Source organism: Micromonospora sp. NPDC051196 (genome assembly GCF_040682415.1).
Lineage (GTDB): Bacteria > Actinomycetota > Actinomycetes > Mycobacteriales > Micromonosporaceae > Micromonospora.
Genome location: NZ_JBFBAY010000001.1, coordinates 526,765 through 548,471, shown reverse-complemented (window position 1 = coordinate 548,471; position 21,707 = coordinate 526,765). Strand labels below are relative to the sequence as shown.

General features: G+C 70.1%; 17 protein-coding genes. 6 read left to right on the top strand and 11 right to left on the bottom strand.

What is annotated here, in order from left to right:
* Positions 1 to 23 precede the first annotated feature (23 nt).
* The 4 genes from AB0M35_RS02470 to AB0M35_RS02455 all read right to left on the bottom strand — a co-directional run bounded on the left by AB0M35_RS02470 (position 24) and on the right by AB0M35_RS02455 (position 4,410).
* Complete coding sequence (locus AB0M35_RS02470; protein WP_363740539.1) at positions 24 to 866, bottom strand: SRPBCC domain-containing protein; 843 nt, start codon at positions 864 to 866, stop codon at positions 24 to 26.
* The gene (locus AB0M35_RS02465) at positions 859 to 1,416 is read right to left on the bottom strand and encodes a helix-turn-helix domain-containing protein (protein ID WP_363740537.1); all 558 of its coding nucleotides are present in this window, start codon (positions 1,414 to 1,416) and stop codon (positions 859 to 861) included. The genes AB0M35_RS02470 and AB0M35_RS02465 overlap by 8 nt, the downstream gene beginning before the upstream one ends.
* Positions 1,417 to 1,527: 111 nt before the next feature.
* Positions 1,528 to 2,871, bottom strand: coding sequence for a class I SAM-dependent methyltransferase (locus tag AB0M35_RS02460; protein ID WP_363740535.1), 1,344 nt, complete (start codon positions 2,869 to 2,871; stop codon positions 1,528 to 1,530).
* Between the two features lie 156 nt (positions 2,872 to 3,027).
* Positions 3,028 to 4,410, bottom strand: coding sequence for an FAD-binding oxidoreductase (locus AB0M35_RS02455; RefSeq protein WP_363740533.1), 1,383 nt, complete (start codon positions 4,408 to 4,410; stop codon positions 3,028 to 3,030).
* 108 nt (positions 4,411 to 4,518) lie between these two features.
* Between AB0M35_RS02455 and AB0M35_RS02450 the strand changes: the two genes are divergently transcribed.
* Positions 4,519 to 4,803: a DUF427 domain-containing protein gene (locus AB0M35_RS02450; protein WP_363740530.1), complete on the top strand. Its 285-nt coding sequence runs from the start codon at positions 4,519 to 4,521 to the stop codon at positions 4,801 to 4,803.
* A 57-nt stretch (positions 4,804 to 4,860) separates the two neighbouring features.
* Entirely contained in the window at positions 4,861 to 5,562 is a 702-nt protein-coding gene (locus AB0M35_RS02445; protein ID WP_363740528.1) for an RICIN domain-containing protein, read from the top strand.
* Between the two features lie 12 nt (positions 5,563 to 5,574).
* On the opposite strand, the gene AB0M35_RS02440 is transcribed toward AB0M35_RS02445, so the two are convergent.
* The gene (locus AB0M35_RS02440) at positions 5,575 to 6,876 is read right to left on the bottom strand and encodes an MFS transporter (protein ID WP_363740526.1); all 1,302 of its coding nucleotides are present in this window, start codon (positions 6,874 to 6,876) and stop codon (positions 5,575 to 5,577) included.
* Positions 6,877 to 6,946: 70 nt separating this feature from the next.
* On the opposite strand from AB0M35_RS02440, the gene AB0M35_RS02435 reads away from it, so the two are divergent.
* Complete coding sequence (locus AB0M35_RS02435) at positions 6,947 to 7,921, top strand: DJ-1/PfpI family protein (protein ID WP_363740524.1); 975 nt, start codon at positions 6,947 to 6,949, stop codon at positions 7,919 to 7,921.
* A gap of 52 nt (positions 7,922 to 7,973) precedes the next feature.
* Here AB0M35_RS02435 and AB0M35_RS02430 read toward each other — a convergent pair whose 3' ends face one another.
* Both AB0M35_RS02430 and AB0M35_RS02425 read right to left on the bottom strand, forming a co-directional pair.
* Positions 7,974 to 9,926 carry a VWA domain-containing protein gene (locus AB0M35_RS02430; RefSeq protein ID WP_363740522.1) on the bottom strand — a complete coding sequence of 651 codons (1,953 nt, stop codon included), beginning with the start codon at positions 9,924 to 9,926 and terminating at the stop codon, positions 7,974 to 7,976.
* A 2-nt stretch (positions 9,927 to 9,928) separates the two neighbouring features.
* The gene (locus AB0M35_RS02425; RefSeq protein WP_363740519.1) at positions 9,929 to 11,434 is read right to left on the bottom strand and encodes a sigma 54-interacting transcriptional regulator; all 1,506 of its coding nucleotides are present in this window, start codon (positions 11,432 to 11,434) and stop codon (positions 9,929 to 9,931) included.
* A gap of 307 nt (positions 11,435 to 11,741) precedes the next feature.
* Here AB0M35_RS02425 and AB0M35_RS02420 point away from each other — a divergent pair, with 307 nt between their 5' ends.
* Together AB0M35_RS02420 and fxsT are read left to right on the top strand one after the other, a co-directional pair.
* The gene (locus tag AB0M35_RS02420) at positions 11,742 to 13,016 is read left to right on the top strand and encodes a TIR-like protein FxsC (RefSeq protein WP_363740517.1); all 1,275 of its coding nucleotides are present in this window, start codon (positions 11,742 to 11,744) and stop codon (positions 13,014 to 13,016) included.
* Positions 13,013 to 17,053 carry an FxSxx-COOH system tetratricopeptide repeat protein gene (gene fxsT / locus AB0M35_RS02415; protein WP_363740514.1) on the top strand — a complete coding sequence of 1,347 codons (4,041 nt, stop codon included), beginning with the start codon at positions 13,013 to 13,015 and terminating at the stop codon, positions 17,051 to 17,053. Before AB0M35_RS02420 ends, fxsT begins: the two co-directional genes overlap by 4 nt.
* Here the strand turns inward: fxsT and AB0M35_RS02410 are convergent.
* From AB0M35_RS02410 to AB0M35_RS02395, 4 genes are all read right to left on the bottom strand, one after another.
* Positions 17,022 to 18,905 (bottom strand): HEXXH motif domain-containing protein, encoded by a 1,884-nt coding sequence (locus tag AB0M35_RS02410; protein ID WP_363740512.1) that lies wholly within the window; start codon positions 18,903 to 18,905, stop codon positions 17,022 to 17,024. The two genes, fxsT and AB0M35_RS02410, sit on opposite strands and share 32 nt — an antisense overlap.
* A complete protein-coding gene (locus tag AB0M35_RS02405) occupies positions 18,902 to 20,050 on the bottom strand; it encodes an FxsB family cyclophane-forming radical SAM/SPASM peptide maturase (protein ID WP_363740510.1) in 1,149 nt (382 codons plus the stop codon). Before AB0M35_RS02405 ends, AB0M35_RS02410 begins: the two co-directional genes overlap by 4 nt.
* Positions 20,051 to 20,081: 31 nt before the next feature.
* Entirely contained in the window at positions 20,082 to 20,252 is a 171-nt protein-coding gene (gene fxsA / locus AB0M35_RS02400; protein WP_363740508.1) for an FxSxx-COOH cyclophane-containing RiPP peptide, read from the bottom strand.
* A 315-nt stretch (positions 20,253 to 20,567) separates the two neighbouring features.
* Positions 20,568 to 21,158, bottom strand: a complete 591-nt coding sequence (locus AB0M35_RS02395) for a TetR family transcriptional regulator C-terminal domain-containing protein (RefSeq protein ID WP_363740506.1) — start codon at positions 21,156 to 21,158, stop codon at positions 20,568 to 20,570.
* 87 nt (positions 21,159 to 21,245) lie between these two features.
* On the opposite strand from AB0M35_RS02395, the gene AB0M35_RS02390 reads away from it, so the two are divergent.
* Positions 21,246 to 21,701, top strand: coding sequence for a GNAT family N-acetyltransferase (locus tag AB0M35_RS02390; protein WP_363740505.1), 456 nt, complete (start codon positions 21,246 to 21,248; stop codon positions 21,699 to 21,701).
* Positions 21,702 to 21,707: the final 6 nt, after the last annotated feature.

Genomic DNA, 21,707 nt, shown 5'->3' with positions numbered 1-21,707 from the left:
TCGCGGGGAAATTAGGAGTGGGGTTAGGGGGTGGTGGGGAGCCAAATGGGTTGCCAGGTGGGGATCTCGTGGTAGCGGCGGAGTTCGGCGAGGCCGGCGACGGAGCCGGCCCAGGCGGCGTACGGGGGGTCCTGCTCGTCGAAGCCGCTCTGCACGAAGGTGAGTTTGGTCCTGCCCTCGGACTCGGCCAGTTCCCAGGTCATTACGCCGGGCGCTCCCCAGTCGACGGACATCCGCCGACCGGGCTCCAGGTCGACGATCTTGGCAGCGTCGCCGTGCTCGAGGCCGCCCATGGCGTACCGGCCGCCGAGCCAGGGCTCGATGCCGATCGGGTAGCCGAACCAGGCGCTGACCTGCTCCGAGTCGGTCAGCGACTCCCAGACCTTGTCGGCCGGGGCGGCGATCTCCAGCTCCCCTCGCAGGTCGGCGCTGGTGAAGTCCACCTTCGGCAGCAGCGGCTTACCTGCCAGATGGGCTTCAAGATTGCCGGTCGTCAGGTACCAGTAGGTCTGGAGCACGCCCCGGATGCTGGTGCCGTTGACGACGTCGTTGAAGTCGAAATGGGTCTGCGACAGGTGCAGCACGGTGGCGTCCGGCCCGTCCGGGCGCAGGGTGATCTCGGTAATGGTCTCCACCCCGTCGAGTAACCAGGCGAAGCGCAGCCGGTCGTCGTCGACGTACAGCAGCCGCTGGTGCGGGGCGTCGCCCTCGGGGGTGTAGCGGCCCCAGAACTCGTACCGCCTGGGCAGGTCGACCTCGGCATGCTCGGCCAGCCAGATCCGCAGCTCGGCCGGATCGGTCAGGGCTTGACGCACCCGCGCGATCGGTGCGGCGAGGCGGGCGGCGAGGGTCATCGGTTCAGTCATGGTCGGTCTCCTTCGGATAGCAGGCCACGGCGAGCTTGAAGGCATCGCCTTCGGTGCCGCCGTAGCGGGTGAACAGCTCCTGTAGCGCGGACTGGAGGTCGTGCAGGAATTCCTGCCGGCGCTCCGCAGGCACGCGGATCTCGCCGGAGACACCGATCGAGGGCAGTTCGGGTGCGCTGCGGTCGAGTGCGGCGACGTCGGCCTGGACCTCCTCCATCAGGTCCAGCAGGTAGCCCAGGCTCAGCTCGTCGCGGGCGCGACGCAGCCCGATCCGCCCGACCAGCCGGGGCGACAGCCAGTACGACCGGGCGGCGGCCTGGTAGATGCCCTCGGTGATGCCGCGGACCTTGCGCTGGTCGACCTGCTCGACCAGCCCGGCCGCGACCAGCTGTTTGACGTGGTAGTAGACGCGCTGCGGCGTCTGCTCCAGCCGGGCGGCCACCTCGGTGCAGGTGCGCGGCTCGGCCAACTGCCGCAGCACCTCGACGCGCTGCGGCTTGAGCAGGACCTCGGCCTGCTCAATCTGCTCCAGGTACAGGACATCTCTCATGGCAAAATCAGTTTGTACGTACAAAATTTGTTTGTCAATCGATACGACGAAGGCCGCGCCGGGCGATCCGGCGCGGCCTTCGTCGATCAGAAGGTCAGTAGGTTCAGTGGGTCAGGCCAGCCAGTCCGGGCGCAGCGGATAGCCGTTCACCCCGTCCGGGCCGTTGCGGGTCGCCACCACTTGGTGCAACTGGATGCCGTTGCGTTCGAATGCCAACCGCGAACCGGCCATGTAGAGCCCCCACACCCGGGCCGTGCCGGTGCCCACCTCGCCGACGCAGAAGTCCCAGTGCTCCACCAGGTTGTGGCACCAGGCCGCCAACGTCAGCGCGTAGTGCTGGCGCAGGTTCTCCTCGTGGTGCACCTCCAACCCGACGTCGTGGATCTCGCTGATCAACCGACCCGGCCCGGCCAGCTCGCCATCGGGGAAGACGTACCGGTCGATGAAGGCCCCGGAGCGGTGCGGCGCCCGGTTGTCCGCGCGGGTGATGCAGTGATTCAGCAGGCGCCCCTCCGGCCGCAGCCGATCCGCGAGGAAACCGAAGTACGCCGGGTAGTTGCGCACCCCGATGTGCTCGGTCAAGCCGATCGAGGAGACCGCGTCGAACCGCTCATGCGGGGCGTCCCGGTAATCCAGGTGCCGCACCTCGGCCAGCCCGGCCAACCCTTCACGCTCGATCGCCTCCTGCGCCCACTGCGCCTGCGCCCGGGACAGGGTCACCCCGAGCGCCTTGACGCCGTACTCGCGGGCCGCGTGCCGGACCATGCCGCCCCAGCCACAGCCCACGTCGAGCAGCCGCATCCCCGGACGCAGCGCGAGCTTGCCGGCAACCAGGTCGTACTTGCTGGCCTGGGCCTGCTCCAGAGTGTCGTCCGGGCTGCGGTACACCGCGCAGGTGTAGGTCATCGACGGCCCGAGCACCTTCTCGTAGAAGGCGTTCGACACGTCGTAGTGGTGCGAGATGGCGGTGCTGTCGCGGGTCCGGGAATGCCGCAACCCGCCCATCACCCGCTTCCAGCGGGGCAACGCCTCCTGCGGCGGGGCGGGCGGGGGCAGCAGCCGCTCCCAGCCCAGCCCGCGTGCCAGCGCCAGCCCTTCGGCCAACGCCGGTGGACGCAGCCGCAACTCGTCCTTGAACACCCGCAACGCCTCGTACGGGTCGCCCGGGTGCACACCTTCCATGGCCAGATCCCCGCTGACGTACGCGCGCGCCATGCCCAGATCGCCCGGGGCGGTGAGCAGGTACGACAGCCCTCGCTCGGTGCGGATCACCAGGGTGATGCCGGAGTCGGCCGGGCCGATGGCGCTGCCGTCGTAGCCGGTGACGCGCACCGGCAGCGGGCCTGCGGTCACCGCTCGGACGACGTCCGCCACGGTCGGTCCACGTCGCCGGGACCCGGGGGGTGGCGTGGCGGGAGCGCCGGCCGCTCCCTGGTCTCGGTCGATCAGGCTCATGCCGGCACTCCGCTCCGCTTCGTGCCGCCACGAGGCACATTCACGCTGAGCCTGATGATTCGCTCGCTCCGCTCACTCATGCCGGCACTCCGCTCCGCTTCGTGCCGCCACGAGGCACATTCACGCTGAGCCTGATGATTCGCTCGCTCCGCTCACTCATGCTCGTGCTACCGCCTTTTCGTACAGTCCGGTGAGCCGATGCTCCGGGTCGTACCGGTCCCGTACGGCACGCCACGTGTCGCCGCCGTAGAGCCGGTCGAACGAATCCCGGTCGTAGTACGCGTCGGAGTAGAGGGACTTGTGCCCGCCCGCCTCCGACACCGCGCGCTCGATCTCCCGGTTGACGTCGCCGTCGGCGGCGCCCTCGGCGATCGGCACAGTTCCCCAGAACCCGATGTTGACGTAGTCCTGTGCCGGCCGTAGCGGGTACAGCGGCCAGGATCGGGCCGATCCGGCGCCCGTCGGCTCACGCAGCCGCAGCGGGCACAGCCACACCGGCGTCATCTGCACCCGCCGGGCGAACCAGTGCAGGAATTCCGCCGTACGCTCCAGCGGGATCTCCACGTCCTGCACGACCCGCTCCCGGGCCGGCTGGCCACGCCAGCGGTCGATCCGGGCGGCCACCTGGTGCCGGTGCTCCAGGCGCACGATGCGGTGGTAGACGTCGCTGCGCCGCCACCGTGCCGGCCACAGCCGCCGCACCATCGGATGCTGCACGCCGAACGCGGCCGAGCACCAGAACCAGTCGGTGTCCCAGCGCCACAGGTAGTCGTGGGTGGTCAGGGCGTCACGCCCGCGTCGACGCAACGAGCGGTAGTAGATGTCCTGCCCGGTGTAGTCGGAGACCGCCGGCACGTCGTCGGTGAAGGTGCCGAGCACGAGGTACGCCTCGTCAGGGCTGAACATCACCCCGTCCAACGCGTCCACCGGCTCGCCGTCCCAGCTGCGGCTGGCGGCGATCCGGCCGATCGCGACGGTCAGCTCGGTCAGGTCGGTGAACCGCACGTTGCGTAGGGCGACGTACCGGCGGATCGGTTGCAGCTCGATGCGCAGTCGGGTGGCGTAGCCGAGACTGCCCAGCGAGTTGGGGAACGCGGCGAACAGGTCGGCGTGTTCGCCCTCGGGCCGGGCGCTGATCACCTCCCCGGCGCCGGTCAGCACGTCCAGCTCGATGACGGACTCGTGCGGCAGCCCGTTGCGGAACGAGGTCGACTCGATGCCCAGCCCGGTCACCGCCCCACCGAGGGTGATGGTGCGCAGCTGCGGCACCACCAGCGGCATCAACCCGTGCGCGAGCGTCGCGTCGACCAGCCGTTCGTAGGTGCACATGCCCTGCACATCGGCGGTGCGGGCGACCGGGTCGACGCCCAGCACCCCGTCGAGCCCGCTGACGTCCAGCCCGGTCGTGCGGGGAGCGTTGCGCGGACGGAACAGGTTGGAGGTGCGCTTGGCCAGCCGAACCGGTTGGCCCACAGGCACCGCCTCGTACGACCGTCGCAGCTGGGCCACCGCCAGATCATGATCACGCACAGCGTGCATGGGATCACTTTACGCGCCACCGTCGTACCGGGATGTCCATGAGGAGCATTTCGGATACTCCTTGATTGCAATACCGGTCTTCGGCCCGAGCGGCATAGCGTGGGAGCCATGCCGAAAGCCGTCTGGAACGACCTGGTCATCGCCGAGAGCGAGGACACCGTGGTGGTGGAGGGCAACCACTACTTCCCCCGGGCCGCCCTGCGCGAGGACCTGGTCCGCGCCTCCGACACCCACACCTTCTGCCCCTGGAAGGGCACCGCCTCCTACTACACCCTCGAACACGACGGCCGAACCAGCGCCGACGCGGTCTGGTACTACCCGGAACCTTTGCCGGAGGCGGAGATGGTCCGCGACCGGGTCGCCTTCTGGAAGGACGTCCAGGTCGTCGACTGAGTCACCACAGCCGGGGTCGGCTGGCCCCGGCCGACCAGCGTGGACCAGGATGCCGGCATGTCGGAAACCGATGGACCGGGCACCGTCTACGGCACCCGCCGCACCGGCCTGCCTCGCGACCCGCTGCTGTTCGCGGCGCTGGCGGTCGGGCTGGTCGGCATCCTGGCCGGGGTGCTGTTCGCCACCGGGGTGCTCGGTGGCGGTGACTCTCCGCCACCCTCAACCACGGCGATGAGCAGCCCGCCCCCGGCCGCGCCGAGCCCGACCGAAGCGGAACTGCCGCCGCCCACCACCGAGGAGCCCGAGGCCACGCCCTCGGCCACCCCCACCGCCGATCCGGACCCGGTCACCGGCCCGAAGGTGGTCCGCGGTGTCGCCTCGGGCCTGTGCCTCGGGCTCGACGTTGCCGGCGAGCTTGCCATCGCCGAGTTGGCCGGGTGCACCGGCGGGCCGGAGCAACAGTGGGTGGTCAACCGATTCGGCCCGGACACGGTGACGCTGACCAACGCCGCGTACAACCAGTGCCTCGACGTCGAGGGCGGCAGCGGCGACGACGGCGCCCGGTTGTTGCAGTTCGGCTGCCACGGCGAGGTCAACCAGCAGTGGCGGCTCCAGCCGGTCGACGACGGCACGACCCTGCTGGTGGCCGTGCACAGTGGCAAGTGCGCGCAGGTCCACGGCGGCGGCACCGCGGCCGGTGACGACGTCACCCAGGCCCCGTGCGACGGCAACCCGGCCCAGCGCTGGACACTGCGGTAAGGGCGGGCGAGGTCAGTCCCGGTAGCTCCAGGCCTTCGGGGTCGCGGCGACCGGGACCGGCTCGGTGACGGCGGCACCGCGTCGGCGCAGCAGCATCAGCGACAGCACCGCCGCGCCGACCGACAACGCTCCCGCCACGTACCAGGCGAGGGTGTACGTGCCGAGTTGGTCGCGAACCAGCCCGGCACCGGTGGCCGCCACGGCGGCGCCGAGCTGGTGCGAGGCGAAGACCCAGCCGAACACCACTGCGCCGGAGGTGCCGAAGTACTCCCGGCACAACGCCACGGTCGGCGGGACGGTGGCCACCCAGTCCAGGCCGTAGAAGATGACGAAGACCAGCATGCTCGGCTCGGTGGTGGCGGCGAACAGGCCGGGCAGCACCAGCAGCGACCCGCCGCGCAGCGCGTAGTAGGCGCCCAGCAGCAGCCGGGGGTCGTACCGGTCGGTGAGCCAGCCGGAGGCGATCGTGCCGACGATGTCGAAGAGACCGACCAGCGCCAGCAGCCCGGCCGCCGTGGTCTGCGGCATGCCGTGGTCGTGCGCGGCCGGAATGAAGTGCGTACCGACCAGGCCGTTGGTGGTCGCACCGCAGATCGCGAAGCCGGCGGCCAGCAGCCAGAACGGGCGGGTCCGGGCCGCCTGGGCCAACGCGCCGAGCGCCCGCGCGGCGGCACCCCCGGCCGGCCTGACCGGCTCGACGATCTCGCTCGCGCCGTACGGGGGCAGGCCGAGATCCGCCGGGTGCTCCCGCAGCAGGCACAACACCAGCGGTACGACCAGCAGCGCCGCCCCGGCGACGACCAGTGCCGCCGACCGCCAGCCGTACGCGTCGACCAGCATCGCCAGCAGCGGCAGGAAGACCAGTTGACCGGCCGCTCCGCCGGCGGTGAGCACACCGGTGACCAGACCCCGACGGTGGACGAACCAGCGCCCGGTCACCGTGGCCACGAAGGCTAGTGCCATCGACCCGGTGCCCAGCCCGACCAGCACTCCCCAAACTGCGATGAGCTGCCAACTCGCGGTCATGAACACGGTCAGTCCGCTGCCGGCGGCGACCATGGTCAGCGCGGCGGCCACCACCCGGCGGATGCCGAAGCGGTCCATCAGCGCCGCGGCGAAGGGTGCGGTAAGCCCGTAGAGCAGCAGGTTCACCGAGACGGCCGCGGAGATGGTGGCCAGCGGCCATCGGAACTCGGCGTGCAGCGGGTGCAGCAGCACCGACGGGGTGGCCCGGAAGCCGGCGGCGCCGACCAACGCGACGAACGCGACGGCGGCGACCAGCCAGGCCGGGTGCAGGCGGACAGGTCGACTCACCAGGAAAGTCTGCGGTCATCGGGCCGGAACGACGAGTGGCCGAAAGGCCATCGTCCGCAATAATCGGGCCATGGCCCCGCACCGCATCGCCGTCCTCGCCGTCGACCAGGTGGTCGGGCTGGACCTGGGCACCCCGTCCCAGGTCTTCCGCACCGCCCGGGACGCCGACGACCAGCACTTCTACACCGTTGACACCTGCACCCCGGGCGGTCGACCGGTACGCAGTACGGCCGGCTTCCAAGTGTTGCCCGACCACGGGCTGGAACTGTTGGAGGGCGCCGACACGGTGATCGTGCCCGGGGTGAACGGCGACGCGACCCGGCGACGGGACGCGGTCGAGCCCGAGGCGGTCGAGGCGCTACGGGCCGCGTACGACCGGGGGGCTCGGATCATGTCCATCTGCACCGGGGCGTTCGTGCTGGCCGCCGCCGGGCTGCTCGACGAGCGCCGCGCCACCACCCACTGGGCGTACACCGACCGTTTCCGTGAGCTGTATCCGAGGGTCGACCTCGACCCCGATGTGCTCTTCGTCGCCGACGGCCGGATGCTCACTTCCGCCGGAGTCGCCGCCGGGATCGACCTGTGCCTGCACGTGGTTCGTACCGACCACGGCAGTCAGGTCGCCAACCAGGCCGCCCGCCGGTGCGTGATGCCGCCGTGGCGCGACGGTGGACAGGCCCAGTACATCGAGCGTCCGGTGCCGCAGGCACCGGACACCAGTACCGACGTGGCCCGCCAGTGGGCCCGGCAACGGCTGCACGAGCCGGTCAGCCTGCGTGACCTGGCCGAGCAGGCGCGGATGAGCGTCCGCACGTTCACCCGACGGTTCCGCGCCGAGACCGGGCTCAGTCCGGCCCAGTGGCTGCTGCGCGAACGCACCGACCATGCCCGGCTGCTGTTGGAGAGCACCGACCTGAGCATCGACCAGGTCGCCCGCCGCAGCGGCTTCGGCACCACCGCCGCCCTGCGCCAGCAACTGCACCAGCGCGTCGGCGTCGCACCCTCGGCCTACCGCCGCACCTTCAAAGGAAGGGCCCCTTGTTAACGCCTCCGGTAGAGGAAGGGCCCCCTATTAACAAACTCGTACCCGCAAGACGCTAGCGCCGACCGCGACGGGCCCGCAGGTAGTCGCTAACCACGTACTCGCCAAGGTCCTCGGTGTCCGGGGTGAACACCCGGCCGCCGCTGCGTCGGGCCACCGCGTCGACGAACCGGCGCAGCCCGGGATCGTCGCCGAGCATGAACAGGTTCAGCGTCGCCCCGTACCGGCCGAGGCGGTCCACCTCACGGATCGTCGCCTCGATCGTCTCCGGCAACGGCGGCCAGCAGAACACCGCCTCCCCGTCCTCGGGATCCAGGTGGGCGGTGGGCTCACCGTCGGTGACCACCAGCACCACCGGCTCCGCGTCCGGATGACGACGCAGGTGCCGCCCGGCCAGCCGCAGCGCATGTTGGAGATTGGTGCCCTGGGCCAGGTCCGGCTCCACCGCCGCCAACTCCTGCTGGCTCAGCGTCGCCGCCTCCCGACCGAACCCGATGATCTGCAACGCGTCCTGCGGGAACCGGGTCGCCATCAGGTGGGCCAGGGCGAGCGCGGTCTGTTTCATCGGCCCCCACCGGCCCTGCGAGATCATCGAGTACGACAGGTCGACGCAGAGCGCCACCGCCGCCGAGGCCCGCCGCTCGGTCTCGACCACCTCGAAGTCCGCCACCGCGAGCTGCACCGGCACGCCCGGACCGGCCCGGCTGATCGCCCGGGTGAGCGTACGCACCACGTCCAGCGGCTGTTCGTCGCCGTACTCCCAGGGGCGGGAGGCTCCACTGACCTCGCCGGCCGCCCCCGCCGAGCGCAGGTCGTGCTGCCCGCGCGGGCCGGCGGTCAGCTCGGCGAAGACCTGGCGCAGCGCGGTACCGCCGAGCCGGCGCAGCGCCTTCGGGCTGAGCGTCAACCCCTCGGCGTCGCGGGTCACCCAACCCTGTCGGCGCAGCTCACGCTCCAGCTCCCGCAACTGGCGTACGCCGTCGGCGGCCTCGCGGCCCAGCGTCCGAGCCACCGCGTCGGAGTCGATGTCGTCGAGCGTGGCCCCGGGATGCGCCTGACCCAGTTGGTCGAGCAGGTCATCCAGCTCGGCCACCTCGTCGAGCGCACCGGTCGCCTCGCCGTATCCCAGGGGCTGGCCGCCCTGCGTCCGCTCGCCGCGCCCCCAGCGCAGGTCGGGCCGCAAAGACCGCAGGTTCTGCTCCAGCGCGGCCAGCTCCCCGGCGAGCCGGTCACCGAGCGACTGCCGCATCAGCTCGGCAAGCTCCGCACGCTGCCGCTCGGACAACGAGTTCATCAACCGCTGCCCGGCCGCCGCCCGGCGGGCCAGCAGCTCGATCAACTCGTCGACGTCGGCCGGTCGTTCCGGGAAGAACTCGCCGTGCCGGCGCATGAACTCGGCGAACGCGTCGGTGGTGTCCTCGGCACGGGCATGCCGGGCCAGCAGGGCGTTCAAGTCCTGCATCATCTCGGCCAACCGCTCCTGCACGGCCGGGTCGGCGGTCAACTGCGCCGACTCGCGCAGTCCCGCGAACCGCTGGCCGAGCACGTCGTCACGCAGCCCGTCGAGGATCCGCTGGTAGATCTGCCGGGCCTCGTCGCTGGCCCACTGGTAGCCGGAGAGTTCCCGCACCGCCTGCGCGGTGGAGCGGGGCAGGTTGCTCAGCATCGTCTCGGCGAACCGGGCCGCCTCGTCCTGCCGGTCGGCCAACTCGTCGCGCTCGGCCGCGAGGGCCTGGTCGAGCAGGGCACGGGCCCGGGTCACCGCGCCGTCCAACTCGCCCCGGCGCAGCACCTCCCGCCGCAGTCGGCGGGCGCGGGCGATCAACTCGTCGAGCCCGCCGCGTCCCTGAGGACCTCGGTGCAGCAGGTCGCGCAGTGCCTGACGCAGGCTGCCGCCGGCCAGCACCTCCTGGCCGACCTGGTCCACCGCGGCCTGCACGTCGTACGGCGGGGCCAGCGGGTCGGGACCGCCGCGCCACTGCCCGTACCGGAACCGGTTGCCGGTCATGCTCAGTCCCGGCCGCCGTAGCGGGTACGCCCCGAGTCGGTCACATCCTTGCCGAGCCGGCGGCTCAGGTGCAACCCTTCCAGCACGAACTCGACTGCGGCGGCGGCCTGCCCGGGGCTCGGTGCGTCACCGACACCGAGCCGGTCGAGCACCTTGGCCAACCCGGGTACCGTGCCCACCTGGCCCAGCAGGTCGGTCGCGGGCACCAGTTCACCGGTCTCGATCGCCTTCCCGTCCTCGACCAGCACGGTGAATCCGGTCAGGTCCAGCCCGGCCAGCCGGGCCCGGAACGTCTCGGCGGTGGCGGTACGCAGCAGATGGCCGAGGATCTCGATCTCCCGGCCCTCCTCGCCGCTCTCGAACTCCACCTTGCCGCGCAGCGTCGACGTCACCGACACCGCGTCACCCACCCGCGCCACCGCCTCGGGTGCAAGGAAGGGCCCCTCGTTAACGTCTCCGGTAGAGGAAGGGCCCCCTGTCAACACCTCGGCATCGTCGGGCGACACGGCGGCGAGCAGGCTGGCGCGACGCAGCGCGGCGGCGGCGACCGTCTCCGCGGCGGCGATGGCGAACCGGGCGGAGACCCCCGAGCGAGGATCCACCGACGGCGACTCGCGCACCGCGCGGGCGAAGCGGGCAAGCATCTCCAGTACGTGTTCCGGCACCTCGGCGACCAGCTCGGCCTCCTGCCGGATCAGCGCCAGCTCCAACTCCAGATCGGCCGGATAGTGGGTACGGATCTCGGCGCCGAACCGGTCCTTGAGCGGGGTGATGATCCGGCCCCGGTTGGTGTAGTCCTCCGGGTTGGCGCTGGCCACCAGGAGCAGATCCAGCGGCAGCCGCAACTGGTAGCCGCGTACCTGGATGTCCCGCTCCTCCAGCACGTTGAGCAACGCCACCTGGATCCGCTCGGCCAGGTCGGGCAGTTCGTTCACGGCGAAGATGCCCCGGTTGGTACGCGGTACCAGACCGAAGTGGATCGTCTCCGGGTCGCCGAGCGTACGCCCCTGCGCCAGCCGGATCGGGTCGACGTCGCCGATCAGGTCGCCGACGCTGGTGTCCGGGGTGGCCAACTTCTCGCCGTAACGCATCGACCGGTGCAGCCAGCCCACCGGCAGGTCGTCGCCGGCCTCGGCGACCAGCGCCCGCGACGCCGGGGTGATCGGGTGCAGGGGATGCTCGTTGAGCACCGACCCGACGATCACCGGGGTCCACTCGTCCAGCAACGTCGCCAGGGATCGGATCAGTCGGGTCTTGCCCTGGCCGCGCTCGCCGAGCAGCACCATGTCGTGCCCGGCGAGCAGCGCCCGCTCCACCTCGGGCAGCACCGTGTCGTCGTACCCGACGATGCCGGCGAACCGTGGCCCGCCGTCGCGCATCCGGGCCAGCAGGTTGTCCCGCAGCTCCTGCTTGACGGTGCGATACCGGCACCCGGCCGCACGCAACGCACCGAGCGTGCCGGGCAGATCGGTCGGGGGAATGGGAGGTACCGGATTCGGTGCGGTCACCCACCCAACGCTAGCGCGCCTCCGGTCGACTCGCGCCGCCCCGCACGGATTGCTCACCGAGCTGCGAGCCGTCCGGTGGTCGGACGCGTCCGCCGCCTCACCGATCCGGGCGAAGCGAGAGACAGTGGTACGTGTCGACAGACCCGAGCGGGTGTTCGGATACGACAGATCGGCGGGCTGTCGCCCGCTGCTTCCGGCCCTATACTCGCTGTTAAGCTCCCGCCGCCACGGCCGCTGGAATCTGGCCCGCCCGGCGACGGCCATGACACCGGTCACCTGTGGCCGATGTCCCAGGCGCGGAGGTGCGGTGCTGTACTTCTTCCTCAGCTACGCAAGGGGCGACGAAGACACGCTCGTCCAACGCTTCTACGAAGACCTCAGTGCCGAGGTGCGCCTCATCGCCGGCCTGTCCCGGGACGTACGGGTGGGATTCGTCGACCGCACCATCCTGGTCGGCGAGCGATGGCCGCAGCGCCTGGTCGAAGCACTGAGCACCTGTCGCTCCTTTCTGGCCCTGATGACGCCACGCTACTTCCAGAGCAGGACGTGCGGTCAGGAGTGGCAGCTGTTCGCCGACCGCACCGCCCGGTTCGAGAACCACCGACGGGTGGACACCTCACTGCTCAAGCCCTTGATGTGGATTCCCGCCCAGCCGGGTCGGATCCACCCGGTGGCCCAGCCGTTGCAGTACACCTCGGACAGTCTCGGTGACCTCTATCAACGGCTGGGCGTACGCCAGTTGATGCGTCTGCATCGGCACCGCGACGACTACCACACCTTTCTGTTCGAGCTGGCCACCCAGATCGTGTCGAGTGTGGAGGCGAACCCGTTGCCGGAGCAGCGGCGCCCGATCGACCTGCAGGCAATCGAAAGTGCCTTCCATTCGAACCGGGTCACCGGCCCGGACGGCAGCATCGCCATCGCCACCGGCACCGACCCGACGAGCGCGATGCTGGTGCATTTCATCATCGCGGCCTCCGATCGCGACGAGATGCGCGGCGTTCGAGACGACCTGACCGTGTACGGCGACGACCCGTTGCAGTGGGCTCCGTACCGACCACCCATGCCCCAGCCGCTGATCGACTACGCCCGGGAAATCGCCGCCGACCACAGCTACCACTCCACCGTCGTCCAGGTGGACCGGCTGTCCCACAGCGCCGATCTGGCCGCCCGCTACAACCAGATCCTGGTGCTGATCGTGGACGCCTGGCTGACCCGCCTACCGGAGCGGCGGCAGGCCCTGATCGAGCATGCCTCGGCGCTGAACAACTCGCGTACCACCACTGCGGTGCTCATCCCCAGCAGTCGGGAGGACCCGGAGACCCGGGAGCACTGGCACGCGTTGTCCCGCGCGTGCCGGGAGATCTTCGATGACCTGACCTCCGACGACGAGCTGTACCGATCGAACATCATCACCCATCGGGCCTTCGAGGAGATGCTGCCGGAGGTGTTGGAGGTTGCGCGAAACCGGGTGTTCCGCCTGGGGTCGGTGCACCGGCCACCGGACCGGCTCACGGACACCACGCCACCACGCCTCGACGGCCCCTGGGGCGGCGACGAGCCCGGAACGGAGGCGGCGTGAGCACCGACCCGATCGAGGCGACCGGCGGCGGCGAGGGCCGGATCATCACCTTCTACTCGTACAAGGGCGGCACCGGACGGACCATGGCGTTGGCGAACATGGCCTGGATCCTCGCGGCCAACGGCCAGCGGGTACTCGCCGTGGACTGGGATCTGGAATCACCCGGCCTGCACAAGTACTTCCACCCGTTCCTACTCGACAAGGACCTGCGCGCCTCGCGTGGCGTGATCGACATGGCACGGGACTACGCCGACGCCGTCGTACGCCCCTGGCACGAGACCGAGGACCCGGACTGGATCGACACGGCGGCGGACGTGCTGCGGCACGCGGTGTCGCTGGAATGGCGCTTCCCGCTGCCGGGCCGGGACACGACCGGTGGCACGTCCCCCGTCCGGCCCGGATATCTCGATCTGCTGCCCGCTGGTCGGCAGGACTCGTCGTACACCAAGGCGGTCAGCACCTTCGACTGGCAGGCGTTCTTCGAGAAGCTCGGCGGCAACGCCTTCCTGACGGCGCTGGCCGCCAGTATGCGGAGCAACTACGACTACATCCTGATCGACAGCCGGACCGGAGTCGGCGACAGCGCCGGCATCTGCACGATCCGGCTGCCCGACGTGGTGGTCACCTCCTTCACGCTCAACGATCAGAGCATCGAGGGGGCCGCCGCGGTAGCTCGGTCGATCATGCGACAGCGCGGCGACCGGCCGGTACGGATCGTGCCGGTACCGATGCGGGTCGACAACGCCGAGCAGTTGAAGCTGGAGGCCGGGCGGGACCAGGCCCGCCGACGATTCGGCCCGGTGCTGCCCCGGCTTTCGCCGGAGGAGAGCGACCGCTACTGGGGCGAGATCGAGGTCCCCTACCAGCCGTACTACGCCTACGAAGAGATTCTTGCCACCTTCGGTGACCGAGCCCATCACGAGAACACGTTGCTGGCCGCGTACGAGCGACTGACCCGTACGGTCACCGAGGGCATGATCGACAGCCTTCCGCCGGTTGACGAGCGGCTCCGCCGCCAGTGGCTGGCCCGCTTTGAGCGTCAGCGGCTCGCCAGCACTGCTCCCGACGTCTTCGTCAGCTATGCGGCGCGGGACCGCTCCTGGGCCGAGTGGATCTGCGACGCACTGCGGGCCAACGGCCTGCAGGTGGTCATGCGTGAGGTCAACTTTCCGGCCGACCCGACCGACCGCGACGCCGCCAACGTCGGTTTCAAGGACGCCACGCGGCTCGTCGTACTGCTGTCCCAGGAGTACATGCAGGAGCCGAACGCGGCCGAGTTGTGGTCCCAGGCCACGAGCCACGACCCGGTGCTCGGCAACAACTACCTGGTGCCGGTCCGGCTGGACAACTCCCGCGCTCCCGCGCTGTTCGTGGAGCGCATCCCGGTCGACCTGGTCGGAGCCACCGAGCAGGAGGCGGTGGCCCGGCTGCTGGGCGCGCTGGACCATCCCCACCAGGCCGAAGGCCAGCCGGCGGACGTGCAGCGCCGACGCTTTCCGGGCAACGAGCCACCCGTCTGGCGGGTACCGCTGTCACGTAACGTGCAGTTCGTCGGCCGCAGTCACCTTCTGGAGGAGATGCGCGACTGGCTCCTGACGGCCGACACCGGTCACGCATCGCTGGCCCTGCACGGCCTCGGCGGGGTGGGCAAGAGTCAGATCGCGCTGGAGTACGCCTACCGGTTCCGCGCCGAGTACGACGTGATCTGGTGGGTCTCGGCCCAGCAGCCGAGCGTACTGCGGCTCGCCCTGGGCGAGCTGGCCGTGCGGCTGGCCGCCGAACTCAACCTGCCCCTGCCGGGCAGCAGCGTCGGGGAGCGGGTGCAGTGGGTTCTCGACGCATTACGTCGCGGTGAGCCGTACCGGCGCTGGTTGCTCATCCTGGACAACGTCGACGATCCTGCGGACCTGCAGGACCTGCTGCCGCAAGGTTCCGGCCACGTGCTGGTCACCACCCGTAACCACGGTTGGTCCCGACACGGGCACTCCTTGGAGGTACGGGCGTTCGAACGCGCCGACAGCGTCGCCCTGTTGCTGCGGCGTGCCCAACACCTGGCCATCGACGACGCCGAACTGATCGCCGACCGGCTGGGCAACCTGCCGCTGGCGATCGAGCAGGCCGCCAGTTGGCTGGCCACCACGGGCGAGTCCGCCACGCAGTATCTCGTCCGGGTCCGCCGGTACCTGCCGGACATGCTCGCCGGCGAGTTGCCGGCCGACTACGAGCAGACCGGTGCCGAGCCGTGGCTCGTCTCGCTGGACAGCCTTCGCGAACGCAATCCGGCGGCAGCGAAGTTGCTGGAGGTCTGCGCGTTCTTCGCCAGTGAACCGATCCCGATGTCACTGATCAACGAGGACCGGTTCATCACCGTCCTGCTGGAATACGATCCGTCGCTGCGTGACCCGTTGCTCATGGGACGGGCGCTGCGCGACATCGGTCGGTACGGGCTGGCCCGCATCGACAGCTTCCGTGGCGGCGGACGCGGACAGGATCACGTCGATGCCGGACAAGCCAGCCTGCGGATGCATCCGCTGGTGCAGGAACTGATCCGGGAGTCGCTCTCCGAGGAGCAGAAGAACGAGAATCGCCGACACGTACACGCCATCCTGGCAGCAGCCAACCCCAAGGACGCGGATCAGCCGGCGTACTGGCCGATCTACGCGGAGTTGTGGCCGCACGTCCTGCCGTCCAAGACCATCACCTCCGACCAGCCGGAGGTGCGCCAGTTGCTGCTCGACGTGGCCCGGTACATGTGGAGCCGGGTGGACTACGAAACCTGCGCCGAGTTGGCCGAGCCGGCCATCGCGCTGTGGGAGGAGAAATACGGTCCGGACGACCCGCAGACCCAGATGATGCGCTTCCACCTCGCCAACGCCCTGCGCCTGGGGGGTCGTTACCAGGCCGCGTACGACATCGACCAGGACGTGTACGACCGGTTGTGCCGGACCCTTGGCGAGCGGCACGAGTACAGCGTGATCGTCGCCGGCAGCCTCGCCGCCGACCTGCGTGCGCTCGGTTCGTTCGAACACGCCCGTGACCTGGACACCCATACCGAGGAACTGGCCCGGGACGTCTTCGGCGAAGATCATCCACGCGCTCTGATCGCGGCACACAACCTGGCCATCTCGCTTCGGCTGGTCGGCGATCTACGCGGTGCGCTGCAACGCAACGAACGTACCTTCGCCCGGCGTCGGGAGACCTTGGGCGCGATGCATCCGTACACACTCTTCTCAGCCGGGCAGTACGGTCGCGACCTACGCGACACCGGTGATCTCCTGGAGTCACGCCGGGTTCTCGAAGCAGCCGTGGACGCGCACCGGCAGGTGCTCGGCGAGGACGACAACGAGACTCTTCGGGTGCTGAAGAACTACGCCGTCACCCTACGCAAACTCGGCGAGATGGACGAGGCGTACGCCCTCAGCGCGGATGTGCTGGTACGCAGTCGCCAGCGGCACGGCCCGGACCACCCCGACGTGCAGGCCAACGCGATGAACCTCGCCTGTGACGAGTCCGCCAGAGGCGACGAGGCAGGCGCGCTACGCCGAGCCCGCCCGGTGCACCAGTGGTACCGCGACAACATGGGCGAGGACCACCTGTTCACCCTCGCCTACGCCAACAATCTGGCGATCTTCCTGCGCAAGGCCGGCAACACGCAGGCCGCATTCGAACTCACCGAAGAGGTGGTCGCCCGGTTCACGCACCGGATCGGTGCGGATCACCCGTACACCCTGGCGGCCAACATCAACCTGGCCAACTGCTGGTTCGCGCGGGAGGAGTTCCGGGAGACGCTGAGGGCCGACCAGGACGGCTACGAACGCAGCAAACGGGTTCTCGGTGCCGCCCATCCCGACACCCTGGCGGTGGCGAACAACCTTGCCACCAGCCTCAGCGTCAACGGACATCACCGGCGTGCCCGTGAACTGCGTGAGGAAGTGATGCCGTTGTTTCGGCGGGTGCTCGGTGAGGAGCATCCGAACACCATCGCCCTGGTCGAGGCGAACCGGCTCAACTGTGACCTGGAGCCGCCCCCGGCCTGATCGACGCCACGTCCGGCACGCAGGACACCGGACCGAGCCACCGGCACAGTTCGACAGGATCCACTCGAAGGTTGAGGCCGGCCAACCCGGTCAGCACGGCACGACACAACTCCGGGGCAGCCCGGACCGCCGATTCCTCGGCGGGTAACCGCTGGTCGGCCAAGGTCAGGCCGACCCAGGCGCCCAGGTGGTCCGGCGTCTGCCGTAACTGCTGCTCGTACCAGTCGCGGGCGGTCAGGTTGTCGCCAGCAGCCAGTGCCAGGTCACCGTCAGACGCGTCCGGCAGCACGTCGGCGAGACGTTCCGCACCGCGGCGCAGTCGGTCGAAGCGCTCAGGGTCAGCCAACCGCAGCCGCACCAGGTCGAGCCGACAACTACGGCTCAACCAACCGCCGTCGGCCGGGCTCACCCGCACCGGCACGGTGAGCGCGGGGCAGGCGGCTCCGGCCCGCCAGGCGTCGACGAGCCGCGCCACCTGCTGCGGGTCCGGCCGTCGATTACGCAGCCGCCACACCGTCCAGTGGTCGTCCGCAGCCTCGCTGGCGAGCGCGGCAGCCTGCGGATGCACCGGGTCCTCTCGCCAGCCGTCGATCACCGCACGCAGCCCCGCGACGAACCGCCGCCCCGCCGAGGTCAGCCGTGCCTGCCAGATCTCCTCGCAGGTACGCCCGACCCGATCCCGCCAGCGGGCAAACTCCACCTCGGCCAGCCGCGCCCGGCCGGCGGTGACCGTGTTCCGCCGGGTTCGCCAGAAGCTGGTCACCGCGACGAAGGCGTACGCGCCCTGCAAGGCGGCGCCGAGCGGCCGGGGATCGTCGCGCCAGGGCACGTAGTAGTAGCGATGGTCGTCCGGATCGTAGAAGGGCTCGACGTCGATGGCAGCCCCGAGCTTCGCGTGCTGAAACTCGTGCAGCAGTGCGAGGGCCAGCGCAGGACCGTCCGTCGGAGCAGTTGTCGACACCGCGCCGAAGGCATCCATGCTGGTCACGTTCACCCCAGCGCTCGCCGACTCGGCCTGCAACGGCACCAGAGTTCGCAGTCCGGCCGCAATCGCCTCCGCGTGTCCGCGATGATGGGTGACCAGGATCGGCCAGGCCGCGTCGAGTAACCGCTGCCACTTCTGCACGCTGGCTCGATCCAGTCGATCAGCGGCCGGAAGCCCGTAGCATTCGCGGTAGGGGTCCAGATCGTCGAGCGTGATCCGCAGGGTGAGTCCGTCGGTCGTACTGCTCAGCCGGTGCAGGCCGCACCATCCGTCGCCCTCGGCGCCCGGCCCGCAAGCGTGATCCACGATCGGCGGTACCTCGACCGGCCCCACCCGCACCCTGACGCCGGTACGCGATACGGTCAGCGGACCGGCCACACCGGTCTGGGCCCGGCCGAACGAAGGCAGCAGGGTCGTGCCGTCCTGCGATGCCACGGTCACCTCGAACTCCAGGCCGGCCCGGATCGCCGCCGCAGCGGCGAGCATGCCGAGATATCCCAGATCCGGCTCGCCCCGATCAGCAATCTCCGGCAACCCGGCTGCGCTGGTGCGACCGGCGGGCAGCGGGGTGCGTTCGCTCCGACCCGCCTGCCGACGCAGTCGGCGTAGGGTCACGGCGAGCCAGGCGCCGGTGTGCGGCAGCATCAACATGGCGGGCCCCACCGCCGGATCCCGCCGCGCCGCCGCGGCGAGCAACGCGAAGTGTCGGCGGGCCTCGGTGGAGTCCGCCAGATCCAGTACGGCACGCAGTTGCAGCATTCTCTTGCTCACCTGGGCCGCCCGCAGGGTGCGGACGATCCCCGCATCGGTCCCGCCCACGGCCAGCCGGTCGAGGTCGGTCGGCCTTAGGCGGTGGTAGCCGCTCACCGGCCGCGCCGCAAGCCGGCCAGGTCGGCGCGAAGCCGGCCCGAAACGTGCTCGATAAACAGCCGCAGATCCTGGCAGTAGACGGAGCGGTTCCGGAAGCTACCCGCTCGGTACCGGTGCGGATAGTTGCCGCCGCCGCAGACCTGATGGATCGGGCAGGCCCGGCACTCGTCGGCCAGCCCGGACACACCTGCCTGCCGAATCGCCACGGCAGGGTGGCGGAGCACCTGGTCGAAGGAATCGGCGAAAACGCTCAGGTGGGTGTCCACCGCGCCCGGATAGCTGGACCGCAGCGTGTCGACCTGCTCGTATCCCCCGTCGGTGTTGACCACCACCGCGGCGACCGGGCTCAGCCCCAGGGACTCGGTACGGCTCTGACCACCGAGCAACAGGTTGAGCAGTTCCTCGAAGATGCGGACGCGGGTGCGGCGCCGCGGCGCGTCATACCAGGCGTCGAAGGCGTCGGAGAGCCACCTACCGTACGCATCGTCGCCCTGCCCCGCCCGTGGTGGCGGCACGTCCCAGTTGGCGTGCGGCAGCAGGAAGTCGATCATTGGCGGCTCGTACCTCAACAACGCCTCGTACGTGCCACGAGGGTCGGCGGCGAGGTCGATCACGCAGAGGATTCCCGCATATGCCTCGGGACGTTCGACGAGTACCCGCAGTGCTCGGTCGACGGCGTCGAAACTGCCGAGACCGGAGGCGTACCGCCGATGCCGGTCGTTTGCGACACGGTCGCCATCGAGGCTCACCCCGATCAGCACATCCGCGTCAGCCAGCACGGACAACGCCCGTTCGTCGAGAAGCGTTCCGTTGGTCTGCACGCTGATCCGGGCCACTGCGGGACTGACCGCCAACCGCAACTGCTCGGCCATCCGCGCCAGGGTCGCCGCGCCGACCAGCAACGGCTCGCCACCGTGCAGCACCACCCGAACGGCGCTGAGTGCGTGAGCCTGGGCATGCTCGGCGATCCGGGCACAGCTACGGTCGAATATGTCGGCGGACATCAAGGGCGGGTCGGTGCGGGCCCGGCGGTCCGCCAGTTCGTACATGTAGCAGTAGTCGCAGGCCAGGTTGCACCTGCTGTGCACCTTCAGGATGAACTCCGAGAAGGGAACCGGCCGCGCCGCTGCCGGGCGGTCCACCACTGTCAGGCCGCGCCCGTCGCCCGACACGTTACATCGCCGAGTTCCACCCGGCGACCGCATCCTGGGGGCGGTCGATCTCCTCCAAGATCCGGCGTAGCGAAAAGGCAAATGCCGACCCGTCCAGTTCCGGCAGATCAGCCAGGCTCACGTCGCTGAGGTCCAGAAGAACCCCGGGGGAGCCATCTTCGGTCGTATCCATATTGATCCGTCCACCCGCGAAAGAAACTCGCGCCCGAATGAGCGATGACTTGTGCGGGAGTTGTCGGACCAGAGCCCGGCCCCACCGCGAACCCGCCGACGAACCGGGTCATCGTAGCGGCCAACGTAACGCGGTATTCGGACGGGTCACTTGGTTCAACGCCCCAGCACTGTCGCGGACATTGTGCTCGGCCGCCTGGACACCGAAAATCCAGCGACCGGCCGGGATCAACCGTCCCTGCGGACAGGACGATCGACCGAGCCGCGCCGCCGCCTGCATCGAACCGTCGATCCGTCGACGCGGCCTGCCGCGGCGTCACAAGGGGGCGTCGAGGCGGGCGAGGGCGGTGTCGATCGCGCTGTGCTGCGCCTCGTCGGAATAGGTGGCCGGGTCGACGGCCGCGAGCACGTTGAGCCCTTCGACCAACGCCACCAGGCTGGTCGCGGCGGCCGCGCAGTCGGCCGACGGCCAGTCGGGACACGCGGCGGCGACCAGGGCGGCGATCCGGTCGACGAACCGGCGGTTGTAGGAGCGGTGCAGGTCGGCCAGGACCGGGTCGGCCAACGCGGCGGCAAGGAAGCCCACCCATACCCGCGCCTCCTCCCGTTTCTCCTCGGTCGGTGACGCGGCCTGCAACAGAACGGCCCGCAGCGCCGCCCGGGGGGTGCCCGCAGCGGCCTGGGCGACGTCGGCCCGCTGGCCGGTACGCCAGTGCAGGAGTTCCCGGGCGTGCACCAGCAGGGCCTGTTTGTCGGCGAAGGTGTGCAGCACCATGCCGGTGGTGCAACCGGCCCGCTCGGCGACCGCGCGCAGGGTCAGGCCGGGCAGGCCCCGGGCGGCCAGCACCGACCAGGTGGCCGCCGACAGGCGTTGCTGCTGGTCGGCCAGGTCACGTCGTCTGGCCATCCGTACCTCTTCCCCAGCTGTGGATCCAGACCGTAGCGTACGTTACGGTAACGCTTGTTACGGAAGCTGCGCGGAAGGAACGTCGCCATGATCTCCATCGACCACGAGCCGTGGGGATCCACCGACGCGACCCGGCTGCGCGACGCGCAGCGCGCCGAACTCGACGCCCGCTACGGCAACGACAACCACGAACCCGGGGAACCACCCAGCGCCGAGAGCGTCACCGTCTTCCTCGTCGCCCGCGACGCCGACGGCACCGCCGTGGGCTGCGGCGGTCTGCGCCTACTCGCCCCCGGAACCGCCGAGATCAAACGGATGTACGTCACCCCGTCGGCCCGCGGCACCGGCGTCGCCGTCGCCATCCTGCGCGCCCTGGAGCAGCAGGCCCACGACGCGGGCGTACGCACCCTGCTGCTGGAAACCGGCACCGCCCAGCCCGACGCGATGCGCTTCTACGAGCGCGAGGGCTACCACCGCATCGACAACTTTGGCCCGTACCGTGGCGCGCCCCTCTCCATCTGCTACGCCCGCGACCTGCCCTGAACGACC